The 17,190-nt window shown below is 68.6% G+C and carries 11 protein-coding genes; 6 read left to right on the top strand and 5 right to left on the bottom strand.

Features of this window, described 5'->3' with window-relative positions:
* Positions 1–8: 8 nt before the first annotated feature.
* Entirely contained in the window at positions 9–1,151 is a 1,143-nt protein-coding gene (locus A5659_RS02390) for an acyltransferase (RefSeq protein ID WP_066880332.1), read from the bottom strand.
* Positions 1,148–2,848 (bottom strand): DEAD/DEAH box helicase, encoded by a 1,701-nt coding sequence (locus tag A5659_RS02385; RefSeq protein ID WP_067179122.1) that lies wholly within the window; start codon positions 2,846–2,848, stop codon positions 1,148–1,150. Before A5659_RS02385 ends, A5659_RS02390 begins: the two co-directional genes overlap by 4 nt.
* A 180-nt stretch (positions 2,849–3,028) precedes the next feature.
* Here A5659_RS02385 and A5659_RS02380 point away from each other — a divergent pair, with 180 nt between their 5' ends.
* On the top strand, positions 3,029–3,631 hold the full coding sequence (locus A5659_RS02380; protein WP_066863897.1) for an LppP/LprE family lipoprotein: 603 nt from the start codon (positions 3,029–3,031) through the stop codon (positions 3,629–3,631).
* A gap of 61 nt (positions 3,632–3,692) precedes the next feature.
* Positions 3,693–7,112, top strand: a complete 3,420-nt coding sequence (locus A5659_RS02375) for a TM0106 family RecB-like putative nuclease (protein WP_067179120.1) — start codon at positions 3,693–3,695, stop codon at positions 7,110–7,112.
* Here A5659_RS02375 and A5659_RS02370 read toward each other — a convergent pair.
* Positions 7,109–9,088 (bottom strand): MFS transporter, encoded by a 1,980-nt coding sequence (locus A5659_RS02370; RefSeq protein ID WP_067179118.1) that lies wholly within the window; start codon positions 9,086–9,088, stop codon positions 7,109–7,111. The genes A5659_RS02375 and A5659_RS02370 overlap by 4 nt on opposite strands.
* A 264-nt stretch (positions 9,089–9,352) precedes the next feature.
* Here A5659_RS02370 and A5659_RS02365 point away from each other — a divergent pair, with 264 nt between their 5' ends.
* The 4 genes from A5659_RS02365 to A5659_RS02350 all read left to right on the top strand — a co-directional run bounded on the left by A5659_RS02365 (position 9,353) and on the right by A5659_RS02350 (position 15,934).
* Positions 9,353–10,132: a hypothetical protein gene (locus tag A5659_RS02365; RefSeq protein ID WP_067179116.1), complete on the top strand. Its 780-nt coding sequence runs from the start codon at positions 9,353–9,355 to the stop codon at positions 10,130–10,132.
* A gap of 223 nt (positions 10,133–10,355) precedes the next feature.
* Positions 10,356–14,063, top strand: coding sequence for a multifunctional oxoglutarate decarboxylase/oxoglutarate dehydrogenase thiamine pyrophosphate-binding subunit/dihydrolipoyllysine-residue succinyltransferase subunit (locus tag A5659_RS02360; protein WP_067179113.1), 3,708 nt, complete (start codon positions 10,356–10,358; stop codon positions 14,061–14,063).
* An 83-nt stretch (positions 14,064–14,146) separates the two neighbouring features.
* A complete protein-coding gene (locus A5659_RS02355) occupies positions 14,147–14,974 on the top strand; it encodes an SDR family oxidoreductase (protein WP_067179111.1) in 828 nt (275 codons plus the stop codon).
* Between the two features lie 108 nt (positions 14,975–15,082).
* Complete coding sequence (locus A5659_RS02350; RefSeq protein WP_067025379.1) at positions 15,083–15,934, top strand: SDR family oxidoreductase; 852 nt, start codon at positions 15,083–15,085, stop codon at positions 15,932–15,934.
* Positions 15,935–15,937: 3 nt separating this feature from the next.
* On the opposite strand, the gene A5659_RS02345 is transcribed toward A5659_RS02350, so the two are convergent.
* Both A5659_RS02345 and A5659_RS02340 read right to left on the bottom strand, forming a co-directional pair.
* Positions 15,938–16,807: a glycine betaine ABC transporter substrate-binding protein gene (locus tag A5659_RS02345; protein ID WP_067179109.1), complete on the bottom strand. Its 870-nt coding sequence runs from the start codon at positions 16,805–16,807 to the stop codon at positions 15,938–15,940.
* Positions 16,804–17,190 (bottom strand): malic enzyme-like NAD(P)-binding protein (locus A5659_RS02340; RefSeq protein WP_304441588.1); only part of this gene is annotated, 387 nt, incomplete at its 5' end. The genes A5659_RS02345 and A5659_RS02340, both read right to left, overlap by 4 nt.

Raw genomic sequence — 17,190 nt, 5'->3', positions numbered from 1 at the left:
CGGCGTGGTCACTCCCGCACGCGGGTGAACCGGTGCAGCAGCCACGCCAGCGGGATCGTCACCACCAGCGTCGCGACGTACAGGTACAGCATCGGGCCGGTGTAGACCCGCGCGCCGACGATGTAGTCCATCGCGAATTCCATGGTGATCAAGTGGATCAGGAAGATCTCGTAGGAGATCTCCCCCAGCCACACCATCGGGCGGCTGGCCAGTACCCGCGAATACCAACCATGGTCGTCGCCCAGGGCCAGCGGTGCCACCGCGAGCGCGGCGATGACGGCATAGAAGCACGTCTTGAACAACGCCTCGCTCAGCGTCGCCGGGGAGGTCGTGGGCGCGCCGGCGATGGGCGTGGACACGATGAAATAGCAGATGACCGCCAGCGGTATGGCCACGAACCCGTAGCCGCGCACCCCCATCTCCTGCAGCACGGTCAGCATCATGCCGGCGAGGAACCACGCCAGATAGGTGGGCAGCCACAGCCGTGCCCCGTCGGGAAACCAGTGATCGGTGTGCACCAGCACCAGCCAGGCCGGGCTGATCAACAGCATCCCCGCCAGCGCGCCGAGCACCAACTTCGGCTGCCATTGTCGCCGGCAGATCACCACCAGCAGCAGGTAGGCCAGCAGCGGCAGGATGACGTAGAACGATCCCTCCACCGCAAGGCTCCACATCTGGGTCAGCCCCTGGTGCAGGTACTTGCCGAGGTAGCCGTTGCAGTAGATCTGCGTCAGCGTCAGGTTGCGCGCCAGGCCCAGCCAGCTGTGGCCGGGGTTGGGCCCGGCATTGCGGAAGTGGTAGAGGACGTAGGCGAACAACACCGTGATGACGTAGGCGGGCATGATGCGCCGAACCCGGTGCCACGCATAGCGACTCAGCGACGGCGAACGACCGCCTTTCGCCGCCGCCTTCACCCACGGGCGGAACAACAGGTAGCCGGAGAGCACGAAGAAGATCGGTACCCCGATCTCCATCCGGGAACCGACCAGGCCCCAATAGCCGTGCGTGTACTTACCGGTGGTGTAGGCCGCGTGGGTGCCGACGACGAGGAGCGCGGCGACCGCGCGGATCCCGGTCAGCGAGGCGACCCGGTCGACGCGAGAGGTCTGCTCGAGGCCGCCCTGGGCGTCTTGTTCTTCGGACAGCGTCATCCGCCGTGTTTCCTGCGCGGCTTCCCACCGTCTTGGCTGCGGGGCCTGGCGGACGACCGCTCCGGTTGCAAGTTGATCAATACCCCCGAAATGCGGGTGTGCTCAAGGCGTTTGAAGATCGACTTGGGCAACTTGGCCGGCAATTCCACCAGGGAGAAATCCGGCCCGATCGCGATGTGGCCGAAATCGCTGCGATGCAGCCCGCCCTCGTTGGCGATGGCGCCGACGATCGCACCCGGGCCGATCTTGTGCCGCTTACCCACCGCGATGCGATAGGTGGCGAAGGGCTTTGCGTTCCTTGGCCTTTCGGGGCGGTCGCGACGTTCGGTGCGCCGCTCGCGCCGCTCCGGCGGCGGTTCGGGCGCCATCAGGAATTCCTCGCCGTCGCGGGATTGCAGCGCCAGCGCGGCGGCGATGTCGGCCATCGGGGTGTCGTGCTCGCGCTCGTAGTCTTCGACCAGCTTGCGGAACAGGTCGATCCCCGGAGAACCGAGCGCGGTGGTGATGGAGTCGGCGAACTTGGCCACCCGCTGGGCGTTGACGTCTTCGACGGTGGGCAATTCGGCTTCGGTGAGCGTTTGGCGCGTGGCCTTTTCGATCGCCTTGAGCAGGTGACGCTCGCGCGGGGAGACGAACAGCAGCGCGGTTCCCGAGCGGCCCGCCCGGCCGGTGCGCCCGATCCGGTGCACATAAGACTCGGTGTCATGCGGGATGTCGTAGTTGAGCACGTGCGATATCCGCTCCACGTCCAGCCCGCGCGCGGCCACGTCGGTGGCGACCAGGATGTCGATGCTGCCGTCCTTCAGGGCGGCCACGGTTCGCTCACGCTGGCCCTGCGGGATGTCCCCGTTGATGGCTGCGGCCGAAAAGCCCCGGGCCCGCAGCCTTTCGGCGACCTCCTCGGTGGCCTGTTTGGTTCGGACGAAGATGATCATCGCCTCGAACGGTTCGACTTCCAGCACCCGCGTCAGCGCATCCATCTTGCGGGGGCCGGCGACCTGGATGTAGCGCTGCGAAATGTTCTCGGCGGTAGCGGTTTTCGCTTTGGTGCTGACCTCGAGCGGATCGTGCAGGTACCTGGTGGTGATCTTGCGGATCGCCGGCGGCATGGTCGCGGAGAACAGCGCCACCTGCTTGTATTCCGGGGTTTCGGACAGGATGCGGTCGACTTCTTCGGCGAAGCCCATGGTGAGCATCTCGTCGGCCTCGTCGAGCACCAGGTAGTCGACGTGGGACAGATCCAGGGTGCCGCGCTCGAGGTGGTCGATCACCCGGCCCGGTGTGCCGACCACCACGTGGGCGCCGCGGCGGAGCCCGGCCAGCTGCACGCCGTAGGACGAGCCGCCATAGATCGGCAGCACGTTGATCTTGGGCAGGTGGGCCCCGTACCGGCTGAACGCCTCGGCCACCTGCAGGGCGAGTTCGCGGGTCGGGGCGAGCACCAGCGCCTGGGTGGCGGTGCTGGTGACGTCGATCTTGGACAGGATCGGGATCGCGAACGCGGCGGTCTTGCCGGTGCCGGTCTGGGCCAGCCCGACGACATCGGAGCCGGCCATCAGCGCCGGGATGGTCGCGGCCTGGATGCCGGTGGGCGATTCGTAGCCGACGTCGGCGATCGCCCGCAGGACCGAGGGATTGATCTGCAGGTCGGCAAACGTCGGTGAGGCAGCTTCAGGCGAGCTGTCCGGGAGGGTCATCGTCCAAGGAGTCTAGTGGTGACCGCGAGCTCAGCGGACGCTGAGCGCTGCGGGTCACCACCCGAGGGCCCCGTGGTGACCGCGAGCTCAGCGGACGCTGAGCGCTGCGGGTCTATGGCCAGGCGGCCGATCAGGTGATCATCGGCACACCCGGCCATGCCTGCCACGACCTCGCACCCGATGACGGTACGGTGCCCAGATGTGTGGTCGTTGCCCTGTCGTACCGAGCCACTGACCGGCTCGGCCGCTATCGCTCTCATCGCCTTCACTCTGGCCGGCTGCGGTTCGAGCGACTCCACCGTCGCCAAGACGCCGCCGGCCAGGACGTCGGAGACCGCGTCGATCACGGCTCCGGCCACCCCGTCGGCGGCCGCCCAGCCCGGCAACGCCCCGCCGGCCGACCCCTGCGCGGTCAACCTCGCCTCGCCCACCATCGCGAAGGTGGTGTCCGAGCTGCCCCGCGACCCGCGCAGCCAGCAGCCCTGGAACCCCGAACCGCTGGCCGGCAACTACAACCAGTGCGCGCAGCTCTCGGCCGTCATCATCAAGGCCAACACCAACGCGGTCAGCCCGACCACCCGTGCGGTGCTGTTTCACCTCGGCCAGTTCATCCCCCAGGGCGTGCCCGACACCTACGGATTCAACGGCGTCGACCCCGCGCAAACCACGGGCGACACCGTGGCGCTGACCTACCCCAGCGGGATCAACGGCCTGAACACCAATGTGAAATTCCACTGGAACGGCAACGCCGTCGAGCTGATCGGCAATACGCCCGCCCACTGATCTCCGGGCACGCCCGCCCGGTGTGACCGTCATGTCGGAGCGCTGGCCTACTGTGGCTCGAGTGTTGGTCTCCGGCGACAGCATCGTTTACAGCGCATCGGATCTGGCCGCCGCGGCCCGCTGCGAATACGCGCTGCTGCGGGATTTCGACGCGAAGCTGGGGCGCGGCCCGGCGGTCACCGTAGAGGACGAACTGCTCACGCGGACGGCCGCCCTCGGTAGCGAACACGAGCGGCGCGAATTGGCCTCGCTGCGCGACCGGTTCGGGCAGGACGTCGCGATCATCGGCCGCCCCGCCTACACGCCCGCCGGCCTGACCGCGGCCGCGGACGCCACCCGCCGCGCCGTCGCCGACCGTGCGCCGGTGATCTATCAAGCCGCCATGTTCGACGGCCGCTTCATCGGCTTCGCTGATTTTCTGATCCGCGACGGGCAGCGGTATCGCGTCGTGGACACCAAACTGGCCCGTTCGGCCAAGGTCACCGCGCTGTTGCAGGTGGCCGCCTACGCCGACGCGTTGGCCGCCTCGGGCGTCCCGGTCGCGCCGGAGGCCGAACTACGGCTGGGCGACGGGACCGCGGTGCGGCACCGGACCTGCGACCTGATCCCGGTCTACCGCTCCCAGCGCGCCCGGCTGCAGCGCCTCCTCGACGACCACTACGCCGCCGGCGCGGCGGTGCGCTGGGACGACGACGGCGTGGCCGCGTGCTTTCACTGTCCCCTATGCCTCGAACAGCTGCGGGCGGCCGACGACGTGTTACTGGTCGCCGGCCTGCGAGTGGGCCAGCGCGACAAGCTCTTTGACGCGGGCATCAGCACGGTCGCCGAGCTGGCCGAGCATCGCGGGCCGGTGCCCGACCTGGCGGGCGGCGTGCTGGACAAACTGACCGTCCAGGCGAAATTACAGGTGCGCCAACGGGAAACCGGCGTTCCCCAGGTCGAGGTCATCGACCCGCAGCCGCTGGCCCTGCTGCCCGAGCCCGACCCGGGAGACCTGTTCTTCGATTTCGAGGGTGACCCGCTGTGGACCACCGATGGTCGCGAATGGGGGCTGGAATATCTGTTCGGTGTGCTCGAAGCCGGGCCGACGGGCAAGTTCCGCCCGCTGTGGGCGCACGACCGGGCCGAGGAACGCAAGGCGCTGATCGACTTCTTGGCGCTGGTGGCCAAACGCCGCAAACGCCGGCCCAACATGCACATCTACCACTACGCGCCCTACGAGAAAACCGCTTTGTTGCGGCTCGCCGGGCGCTACGGAGTGGGCGAGGACGAAGTCGACGAACTGCTGCGCAGCGGGACGCTGGTCGACCTTTACCCGTTGGTGCGCAGGAGCATTCGCGTGGGCGCCGAGTCGTTCAGCCTCAAGGCGCTCGAGCCGCTCTACATGGGCGCCCAACTACGCGCGGGTGACGTGACCACCGCCACCGGTTCGATCACCTCCTACGCCCGGTACTGCGAACTCCGGGAGGACGGGCGTGGCGACGAGGCGGCATCCGTGCTCAAGGAGATCGAGGACTACAACCACTACGACTGCCGGTCGACGCAGGAACTGCGGAACTGGCTGATGTTGCGCGCCTACGAATCCGGCGTTGTACCGGTCGGTGCCCAGCCGGTGGCCGACGGCAACACCGTCGACGACCGCGACGGACTGGCGGTGACGCTGTCCGCGTTCAGCGGAGCGGCCGGCATCGACGACCGGACCCCGCAGCAGACCGCGGTGGCGCTGCTGGGCGCGGCGCGCGGCTACCACCGGCGCGAGGACAAACCCTTCTGGTGGGCGCATTTCGACCGGCTGAACTTCCCGATCGAGGAGTGGGCCGACAACACCGACGTGTTCGTCGTCGACCACGCGTCGGTCGCCCTCGACTGGCACACGCCGCCGCGGGCACGCAAACCGCAGCGGCGGCTGCGGCTGCGCGGTGAGCTGGCGCGCGGGGATTTGAAGAGCGACGTCTTCGCGCTCTATCACCCGCCGGCGCCGCCCGGCATGAGCGACAGCCCGGACCGGCGGGCGGCCGGGCGGGCCTCGGTCGTCGAGACCGACGATGTGGCGGTGCCCACCGAAGTGGTGGTCCTGGAGCGAGTTGGCGGTGACGGCAACACCTTTCACCAGCTGCCGTTCGCGTTGACTCCCGGCCCACCGATCCCGACGACCGCCCTGCGCGAGTCCATCGAGGCCACCGCCGCCACGGTGGCCGACGGCTTGCCGCACCTACCCGACAGCGCCATCGTCGACGTGCTGTTGCGCCGCGCGCCACGCACCCGGGGCGGCATTGCGCTCCCGCGCAGCGGCGACACCGTCGCCGACATCACCGCGGCACTACTCGATCTGGACTCGTCGTACCTGGCGGTGCACGGGCCGCCCGGTACCGGCAAGACCCACACCGCCGCCCGCGTGATCCACCACCTGGTCACCCAACGCGGCTGGCGCATCGGTGTCGTCGCGCAATCACACGTCACGGTGGAGAACGTGCTGGACTGCGTGATCGACGCCGGCCTGGATCCGCACCGGATCGCGAAGAAGCGCTACGACCACCACGCCCCGCGCTGGCGGGAGATCGACGGCGCCGCGTACGCCGCGTTTCTCGCCGACACGCCGGGATGTGTGATCGGCGGAACCGCTTGGGATTTCGCCAACGCCAATCGGATACCGCCGGGAAGCCTGGATCTGCTGGTCATCGACGAGGCCGGCCAATTCTGCCTGGCCAACACCATCGCCGTGGCACCCGCCGCCGCCAACCTGCTGCTGCTCGGCGACCCTGCGCAGTTGCCGCAAGTCAGCCAGGGCACGCACCCGGAGCCGGTGGACAGCTCCGCGCTGGAGTGGCTGGTCGACGGTCAGCGCACCCTGCCCGACGCACGCGGCTACTTCCTGGACCTCTCTTACCGCATGCATCCGGCCGTGTGCGCCGCCGTGTCGGCGCTGTCCTACGACGACAGACTGCAGTCCCACGAATGCACCGCCGCCCGACGCCTCGACGGGTATCGACCGGGCCTGCAGTTGCTTTCGGTTGAGCACCAAGGAAATTCGACCGAAAGCCCCGAGGAGGCCGGCGCGATCGTCGCCGAGATCGACCGCATGCTCGGCGCGTCATGGACCGACGAACACGGCACCCGGGCGTTGACGGCCGCCGACGTGCTGGTGCTGGCGCCCTACAACGCCCAGGTGGCGCTGCTGCGCCGCCGGCTGGCCGCCGCTGGGCTCGACGGGGTGCGGGTGGGGACGGTCGACAAGTTTCAGGGCGGGCAGGCGCCCGTCGTCTTCATCTCGATGACCGTGTCGTCCACGGACGTGGTGCCGCGCGGAATCTCGTTTCTGCTCAACAGGAATCGGCTCAACGTCGCGGTGAGCCGGGCCCAGTTTGCGGCCGTGATCGTGCGCTCGCCGTCGCTGACCGAGTATCTGCCCGCCACCCCCGCGGGCCTGATCGACCTGGGCGCGTTCCTGGCGCTCACGCAGCCGGGTCGGCGGTCCGGCTAACCGGTCGAGGAGTGCCGGCCCGAGCCGGTGGGATCGTCGTCGGGATTCGAGCGGTGATGGTGACCGCGCGGCGATTCACCGTCGGGGAGATACCGTCCCGCGGAACCGCTATGGGGCCGGCGCGGGGGCCGGGTGAGCCGCTCGCCCGGCGGGAGGGGCTTGGGCGAGCGCCGCACCGCCACCTGACGCAGGCGTTTGCCGCTGTCGACATGGGACCCGTTGTGGGCGTGGCCGATCGGTTCGGGCTGCGCGGCCGGGCCGCGGCGCGGCACTGCGGCGGACGCCGGGCGCGGCCGGTCGACCGGCGGCCGGGACGGTTCGGGGTCGCGTCTGCGCTCGACGTCGGATTCGCGCACCAGAACGAATTCCACGTACTCGTCGTCGTCGTAGTCGTCGTCGACGTCGTCGTCGGGTCGCAGCGGATCGTCGCCGCCCCTGCCGTCACCCGACCAGGGCGCAAAGCCCACCAGGAACAGCGCCGCGACGATGCCGAACAACGCGACGAACGCCGGCAACAACACCGATTGCGACATCGCGGCGGCGAACGGATCGCGCAGGAACGCAGGCAACTGCAGGGCGAGCGCGTCCTCGCCGACGGCGTCGCCGGACGGCTGGCGCGGCATCTCGGCGGTGATCCGCCAGGTCATGAACGCGGCCATGCCGGCGCTGCCGAGCACCGCGCCGAGCTGGCGCACGGAGTTGTACACCGCGGACCCCGCGCCGGCCAGGTGCGGCGGCAGGTTACGCGTCGCGGTGGCCGTCAACGGTGACCACACGAAGGCCATCCCGACGCCCATCGCGAAGAACGGCATAACCAGCCGCCAGATCGGCGTCGTCGGTGTCATCTCGAAGGTGATCCAGGTGAGCGCGATGGCCAGCACCGAGAAACCGAAACCGAGCACGGGCTGCGGATGGTATTTGTCGACGATCTTGCCGACGAACGGCGCGAAGACACCGTTGGCGATCGCCATCGGCGCGATCAACAGGGCCGAGCGGGTCGGCGAGAGCCCGCACACGGCCTGCGCGTAGAACGTCAGCGGCAGCATCATCGCCGTGGCGGCGAACGAGATGATGGCCACCCCGACGTTGCACAGGCTGAAATCGCGGTCGCTGAAGATGACCAACGGAATCAGCGGCTCGTGGGCGTTCAGCGACTGCCAGAACGCGAAGGCCGTCATGAATCCGACGCCCGCGACGATCAACGCCCAGATCCAGGGTTGCCAGTGCGCGGCCTGCCCCTGCTGCAGCCCGAACACGATCAGGAAGATCCCTATCCCGGACAGGGTGACCCCGACCAGGTCGAAGCGATGCGACTGGGTGGGCAGCACCGGAATCAGCCAGTACGCCAACCCCAGCCCGAGGACGCCGATGGGGACGTTGACGAAGAAAATCCACTGCCATCCCAGGCTGTCGACCAGGACACCGCCGGCCAACGGGCCCACCAGGCTGGCGACACCGGCGGTGGCCCCCCACAGGCTCACCGCGACGCCGCGCCGCTCCGCCGGGAAGATCCGGGTGATGGTCGACAAGGTCTGCGGGGTGAGGAGCCCGGCCCCGACGCCCTGCACGACGCGCGCCGCGATCAGCATGGCCGCGCTGCCCGCCAGCCCGCACCACACCGAGGAGACGGTGAACACCACCAACCCGATCAGATACAGGTTCTTGGGTCCGAACCGGTCACCCAGCCGCCCGGCCACCAGCAACACCACCGCGTAGCCCAGCAGGTAGGCGCTGGTCACCCAGACCACCGTGTCGTAGCCGATGCGCAGGCTGCCCATGATCGTCGGGTTGGCGATGGCGACGATGGTCGAGTCGACCATGATCATGAAAAAGCCGATCATCATCGCCCACAGCGGGTTCCAGGGGTTCTGTGACTGCGGCGAGCTCCGGGTGAGAAAGTCCCAGCGGTTGGCGGCCCGGGGCGACGCCGATCCCGCGCGCCCTCCCCCGGGCGTGCGGGGCGTAGCCGTGCTCATCCACCCCACCTCGTTTCGCTCCCGACGATGCCGTTCAGTCGGCTCGGCCCATCTGATCGGCCTGGACCGGCCCACGCAGGCGTTACCCGGCGGGTAAACAGCATGGGGACCGAGAAACGGCGCGGACCGTCGCAGACATCCAGCCTGCATTATTCCCGGTGCGGCAAGAGGCCGACGGCTGAGGATCGGGTCGGGGGGCATAACACGTCGGGATTTCCCGCGGGCGCGTTAGCCTGAAAGAACGCCATTTGCAGGAGAGACGATATGCGGGCTCGACGGAACAAGTCGCCGAACCGGTTTTTCACGATGTCCGACCCGGGGTCGGCACCGAGGGCCGACAACGGTCGGCCCAAGATGTCCGCGCGCGCGTTGGCGCAGGTCATCGAGCGAAGCTCGCGGTTGCAGGGCCCGGCCGCCGAGGCCTATGTGACCCGGCTGCGCAACGCGCACCCCAACGCCAGCCCGGCCGAGATCCTGGCCAAGCTGCACAAGCGCTACCTGGCCGTTGTGACGGCAGGCGGTGTTGCCGTGGGGGCCGCGGCGACCATCCCCGGCATCGGCACGATCAGCGCCCTGTCCGCCGCCGCCGCCGAAACGGTGACCTTCCTGGAGGCCACCGCGTTCCTGGTGCTGGCAACGGCGGTGGTCTACGACATCCCGGCCGATCACCGGGAGCGACGCCGCGCGCTGGTGCTGGCGGTGCTCGTCGGCGACAACAGCAAGCACGCCGTCGCCCAGCTGGTCGGCCCGGGCCGCACCAACGGCGGCTGGATCTCCGAGAGCCTGGCCGCCCTGCCGCTGTCGTCGATGTCCAAGCTGAACTCACGGCTGCTCAAGTCGTGGGTGCGCAAGTACACCGTGCGGCGCGGCGCCCTGCTGTTCGGCAAACTGCTGCCGGTCGGGGTCGGGGTCGTGGTGGGCGCCATCGGCAACTACCTCGCCGGCAAGAAGATGATCCGCAACGCCGGCCGGGCTTTCGGCACACCGCCCGCGCGCTGGCCCCGCGCGCTGCATCTGGTCCCCCCGGTCCACGAAGCCGGCTAGCCGTGATCGCAAGCGCGGCCGTGGCGATCGCGGGCGCGGCCGGGCTAGCCCCCACCCGGTGCCCCCGGTCAGCCTGGCGGATCGGCGGTGAAAGGTTAGCCTTTATAGGGCGGAACAATGGGTACCGCCATGGGTATGAGTGTTCGGCCATCCGGGGCCGACAAGGGTGTAGGCGCCGCGGGAATGCGCCTGCGAAAAAGAAGGATTGAGGCGAACTGCGGTCGTGAGCAACATAAGTTCACCGTTCGGGCAAAACGAATGGCTGGTCGAGGAGATGTACCGCAAGTTCCGCGACGACCCCTCGTCCGTCGATCCGAGCTGGCACGAGTTTCTGGTCGACTACAACCCCGAGCCCGCCAACGAGCCCGCGCCCACCGCCCCGACCAGCGGTGACGGCGCGCCGGCCGCCCCGGCGCCGGCCCCGGCGGCCCCGCCGTCCCCCGAGCCGGCCAAGCCCACACCTCCCGTCAGCACTGCCGCCGGCAATGGGGTCGCGCCGCGGCCGGCCAAGGCCGCCACTCCCCCGCCCGCGGAGGGTGACGAGCTGCAGACGCTGCGCGGCGCCGCCGCGGCTGTCGTCAAGAACATGTCGGCGTCGCTGGACGTGCCGACGGCGACCAGCGTGCGCGCCGTGCCCGCCAAGCTGATGATCGACAACCGGATCGTCATCAACAACCAGCTCAAGCGCACCCGCGGCGGCAAGATCTCGTTCACCCACCTGCTGGGCTATGCGCTGGTGCAGGCGATCAAGAAGTTCCCCAACATGAATCGGCACTACGCCGAGATCGACGGCAAGCCCACCGCGGTGACGCCGGCGCACACCAACCTGGGCCTGGCCATCGACTTGCAGGGCAAGGACGGCAAGCGTTCCCTGGTGGTCGCCGGGATCAAGGGCTGCGAAACCATGCGGTTCGCGCAGTTCGTCACCGCCTACGAAGACATCGTGCGGCGCGCCCGCGACGGCAAGCTGACCGCCGAAGACTTTGCGGGCGTGACCATTTCGCTGACCAACCCGGGCACCATCGGCACCGTGCACTCGGTGCCGCGGCTGATGAACGGCCAGGGCGCCATCATCGGGGTGGGCGCCATGGAGTACCCCGCCGAGTTCCAGGGCGCCAGCGAGGAACGCATCGCCGAGCTGGGCATCGGCAAGCTGATCACCCTGACCTCGACCTACGACCACCGCATCATCCAGGGCGCGGAGTCCGGCGACTTCCTGCGCACCATCCACGAGATGCTGCTGTCGGACGCGTTCTGGGACGAGATCTTCCGCGAGCTGGGCAACCCGTACCTGCCGGTGCGCTGGAGCACCGACAACCCGGATTCGATCGTCGACAAGAACGCCCGGGTGATGGAGTTGATCGCGGCCTACCGCAATCGCGGTCACCTGATGGCCGACATCGACCCGCTGCGCTTGGACGGCAGCCGGTTCCGCAGCCACCCCGACCTCGAGATCCTCAATCACGGCCTGACGCTGTGGGACCTGGACCGGGTGTTCAAGGTCAACGGTTTCGCCGGTTGCGAATACAAGAAATTGCGCGACGTGCTGGGTCTGTTGCGCGACGCCTACTGCCGCCACATCGGCGTGGAATACACCCACATTCTCGAACCCTCGCAGCAGGAATGGCTGCAGCAGCGCGTCGAGACCAAACACGTCAAGCCGACGGTGGCCGAGCAGAAGTTCATCCTGAGCAAGCTGAACGCGGCCGAGGCCTTCGAGACCTTCCTGCAGACCAAATATGTTGGCCAGAAACGCTTTTCACTGGAAGGCGCGGAAAGCATCATTCCGATGATGGACGCGGCGATCGACCAGTGCGCCGAGCACGGCCTCGACGAGGTGGTCATCGGCATGCCGCACCGGGGCCGGCTCAACGTGCTGGCCAACATCGTCGGCAAGCCGTACTCGCAGATCTTCTCCGAGTTCGAGGGCAACCTCAACCCGGCGCAGGCGCACGGCTCCGGCGACGTCAAGTACCACCTGGGCGCCACCGGCGTGTACCTACAGATGTTCGGCGACAACGACATTCAGGTGTCGTTGACGGCCAACCCGTCGCACCTGGAAGCCGTCGACCCGGTGCTCGAGGGTCTGGTGCGCGCCAAGCAGGACCTGCTCGACCACGGCGCCGAGGACCAAGGGGACGAAAAGGCCTTCTCGGTGGTGCCGATGATGCTGCACGGCGACGCCGCGTTCGCCGGTCAGGGCGTGGTCGCCGAGACGCTGAACCTGGCCAACCTGCCCGGTTATCGCGTCGGCGGCACCATCCACATCATCGCCAACAACCAGATCGGCTTCACCACCGCGCCGGAGTATTCGCGGTCCAGCGAGTACTGCACCGACGTCGCGAAGATGATCGGGGCGCCGATCTTTCACGTCAACGGCGACGACCCGGAAGCGTGCGCGTGGGTGGCCAAGCTGGCCGTCGATTTCCGGCAGGAGTTCAAGAAGGACGTCGTCATCGACATGCTGTGCTACCGCAAGCGCGGGCACAACGAGGGCGACGACCCGTCGATGACCAACCCGGCGATGTACGACGTCGTCGACATCAAGCGCGGGGTGCGCAAGAGCTACACCGAAGCCCTGATCGGCCGCGGCGACATCTCGATGAAGGAAGCCGAGGACGCGCTGCGCGACTACCAGGGCCAGCTGGAGCGGGTGTTCAACGAGGTCCGCGAGCTGGAGAAACACGGCGTGCAGCCCAGCGAGTCGGTCGAGGCGGACCAGATGCTGCCGGCCGGGCTGGCCACCGCGGTGGACAAGGCGCTGCTGGCCCGCATCGGTGACGCGTTCCTGGCCCTGCCCGACGGCTTCACCGCACACCCGCGGGTGCAGCCGGTGCTGGAGAAGCGGCGCGAGATGGCCTACGAGGGCAAGATCGACTGGGCGTTCGGCGAACTGCTGGCGCTGGGCTCGCTGGTGGCCGAGGGCAAGCTGGTGCGGCTCTCCGGGCAGGACACCCGCCGCGGCACCTTCTCCCAGCGGCACTCGGTGATCTTCGACCGCAACACCGGCGCCGAGTTCACGCCGCTCAAGCTGCTGGCGACCAACGCCGACGGCACCCCGACCGGCGGCAAGTTCCTGGTCTACGACTCGCCGCTGTCGGAGTACGCCGCCGTGGGCTTCGAGTACGGCTACACGGTGGGCAACCCTGACGCCCTGGTGTTGTGGGAGGCGCAGTTTGGCGACTTCGTCAACGGCGCGCAGTCGATCATCGACGAGTTCATCAGCTCCGGCGAGGCCAAGTGGGGCCAGCTGTCCAACGTTGTGCTGCTGCTGCCGCACGGCCACGAGGGTCAGGGTCCCGACCACACCTCGGGGCGCATCGAGCGCTTTCTGCAGCTGTGGGCGGAGGGGTCGATGACGATCGCGGTGCCCTCTACGCCGTCCAACTACTTCCACCTGTTGCGCCGGCACGCCCTCGACGGCGTGCAGCGTCCGCTGATCGTGTTCACCCCGAAGTCGATGCTGCGCAACAAGGCGGCGGTCAGCGACGTCCGAGACTTCACCGAGATCAAGTTCCGCTCGGTGCTCGAAGAGCCGACCTACGAGGATGGCATCGGTGACCGCGGCAAAGTCACCCGGGTCCTGCTGACCAGCGGCAAGCTCTATTACGAGCTGGTGGCCCGCAAGGCCAAGGACAACCGCGACGACGTGGCGATCGTGCGGATCGAGCAACTCGCTCCGCTGCCGAAGCGCCGGCTGAATGAAACGCTGGACCGCTACCCCAACGTGCAGCAATACTTCTGGGTCCAGGAGGAGCCGGCCAACCAGGGCGCCTGGCCGCGTTTCGGGCTGGAGCTGCCCGAGCTGCTGCCCGACAAGCTGACCGGCCTCAAGCGCATCTCGCGCCGGGCGATGTCGGCGCCGTCGTCGGGGTCGTCGAAGGTGCACGCCGTCGAGCAGCAGGAGATCCTCGACACGGCCTTCGCCTGACGGGCTTCGGTGACCCGCAGGTATCAGGGACCGCTGGTACCGGCTAGCCTCGACGCAAACGTGCCAAAGAAGGAAGGGTGCTCATGCAAGGGTTCGCCGGCAAGGTCGCGGTGGTGACGGGCGCGGGTTCGGGTATCGGGCAGGCGCTGGCCCTGGAGCTGGCCCGCTCGGGGGCCAAGGTGGCGATCAGCGACGTCGACCTCGAGGGCCTGGGCCAGACCGAGGAGCAGCTGAGGGCGATCGGCGCGTCGTTCAAGTCGGATCGGCTCGACGTGACCGAGCGCGAGGCCTTCCTGGCCTACGCCGACGGCGTCAAGGAGCACTTCGGCAAGGTCAACCAGATCTACAACAACGCCGGCATCGCCTTCACCGGCGACGTGGAGGTCAGCCAGTTCAAGGACATCGAACGGGTGATGGACGTCGACTTCTGGGGCGTCGTCAACGGCACCAAGGCGTTCCTCCCGCACCTGATCGCCTCCGGCGACGGCCACGTCGTCAACGTGTCCAGCGTGTTCGGGCTCTTCTCGGTGCCCGGGCAGGCGGCCTACAACTCGGCCAAGTTCGCCGTGCGGGGCTTCACCGAGGCGCTGCGGCAGGAGATGGTCGCGGCCGGCCACCCGGTGGCGGTCACCACGGTGCACCCGGGTGGCATCAAGACCGCGATCGCGCGCAACGCGACGGCCGCCGAGGGAGTCGACCCCGAGCAGCTCGCGAAGCTGTTCGACAAGCGGCTCGCCAGGACCAGCCCGCAGCGCGCCGCCCAGATCATCCTGGACGCGGTCCGCAAGAAGAAGGCCCGGGTGCTGGTCGGCACGGACGCAAAACTCCTGGACGTGATGGTGCGGCTGGCGGGCCCGTACTACCAGCAGCTCTTCGGCCCGGTGATGGGCCGGTTGCTGCCCAAGCAGTGATCGATCTCTCAGTGTCGAGGGTCGCCGATTCACCGTTTCGCCCTGCTGTAGCCAGCATCGCTGGTAACGATTAGCGTCAAGCGGTTAACCCTGGTCGAGGGAGTTTGCATGGATAGGTTCGCCGGCAAGGTCGCCGTGGTCACCGGAGCGGGTTCCGGTATCGGCCAGGCGTTGGCGGTCGAGCTGGGCCGGGCCGGTGCCAAGGTGGCGATCAGCGACGTCGACACCGAGGGGCTGGCCCAGACCGCCGAACAGCTGACGGCGATCGGCACGGCGTTCAAGTCGGACCGGCTCGATGTGACCGGCCGCGAGGCCTTCCTGGCCTACGCCGACGCCGTCGCCGAGCACTTCGGCCAGGTCAACCAGATCTTTAACAACGCCGGCATCACGTTTATCGGCTCCATCGAGGACAGCCGGTTCAAGGACATCGAGCGGGTGATCGACGTCGACTACTGGGGCGTCGTCAACGGCACCAAGGCGTTCCTCCCGCACCTGATCGCTTCCGGCGACGGGCACGTCATCAACATCTCCAGCGCGCTGGGCCTGTTCTCCGCGCCCGGCCAGGCGGCCTACGTCTCGGCCAAGTTCGCCGTGCGGGGATTCAGCGAGGCGCTGCAGCAGGAGATGGTGCGGGCCGGTCACCCGGTGCGGGTGACGACGGTGCATCCGGGCGGCGTCAAAACCGCGTTCGCCCGCAACGCGGCCGCCGTCGAAGGGGTCGACCATGCGGAGTTGGCTAGTCTGTTCGAGGAGCAGCAGGCCAAGACCACCCCGCAGCGGGCCGCTCAAGTCATCCTCGATGGCGTGCGCAAAAACAAGCCCAGGGTGCTGGTGGGCCCGGACGTCAAAGCGATGGACCTGGTCGTGCGACTGACGGGTTCAAGACCAGAACTCCTGCTCGGTGGGCCGATCATGGGCCGATTTCAACAGGTAGTGCACCGTTTGCTGCCGAAGCGCTAATCGTCAGCGGCCGAGCGGATGCTCGGCCAGCCAGCCTCCCGCCACCGCCTGCGGGTCGGCACCCACGCGCACCTGGCGGCGCATCTCGACCAGGGCGGCGGTGTCCAGCACGCCGGCCACCTCGTTGATCGCCAGCAACTGCCGTTCGCTCAACGCGTTGCGCCGATACAGCGGCACCACGTTCTCCGCGCGGATCAGCGCGGGCTTGCCGTCGGCCAGCGCGACCAGGTCGCCGGGCACGCCCGGGTCGGCCGTGGTGGTCCACCCGGCGGTCAGCTGGCCGGACCTGATCGCGGCGAACATCGTTGCCTTGTCCGGGTATTCGCGCGGGGCGGCGAGCCGGCAGGCGCCGATCGCCGACGGTTCCGGCTGCCCGCCGACAGCGCCGACGACGAGGTCGTCGCAGTGCCGGGGCAGCGTGCTCAGGTCCGCGCTGACCTCGCTGCCGCCCCAGGACTTGGCCGTCGGCTGGCTCACCAGCAACACGGGCTTGTCCTCCGCGGCCGTCGTGTAGTCCCCCGCCACGACACCCTCGGGCAGCGCGGCGATCATCGCGCGGTAGACGTCTTTGTCCGACATTGCCGTCGCGCCGGGCTGCAACGCCTGCAACACGCGGCCGGTGAAGGCGGGCACGACGGTGACTGCGCCCGAATCCAATTGGGCCTTCGGGTCGGTGGTCGCCTGGAACCGCGCACCGAATCCGTATGACCGCAAGGCGGCGACGTAGACGCCGGCCAGCAGCGCCGAGTCGGCGTCCGGGCGGGAACCGACCACCACCTCGGCACGGGCCCGGCGGTCACCGGTGTCGGTTGCGCAACCGGCCACGGCCACCACGGCGGCGAGCAGCGGCACCGCCAGCCTGCCGATTCTCACCCCCCGGCGACGGTCGTGTCTGAGGCTTCCGTGGCCAGCGCCACCGCGGAGGCGACCGCTTCCCCGACCCGCGTGTCCAGCGGGCTGGGAACGATGCGGTCGAGCGCCAGGTCGTCGCTGACGACGGAGAAGATCGCCTCGGCCGCGGCGACCATCATCTTTTCGGTGATCCGCCGGGCACCGGCCTCCAGCGCACCGCGGAACACCCCGGGGAAGGCCAGCACGTTGTTGATCTGATTCGGGAAATCGCTGCGGCCGGTGGCCACCACCGAGGCGTACTTGGCCGCGATCTGCGGGTGGATCTCGGGGTCGGGGTTGGACAGCGCGAACACGATCCCGCCCGGCGCCATGGTGGCGATCATCTCCTCGGGCACCACGCCCCC

The organism is Mycobacterium sp. 1165196.3, from assembly GCF_001673415.1.
GTDB lineage: Bacteria > Actinomycetota > Actinomycetes > Mycobacteriales > Mycobacteriaceae > Mycobacterium > Mycobacterium europaeum_A.
Note: the sequence above shows the minus strand (reverse complement) of the source record. Positions and strands in the feature narration are given on the sequence as shown.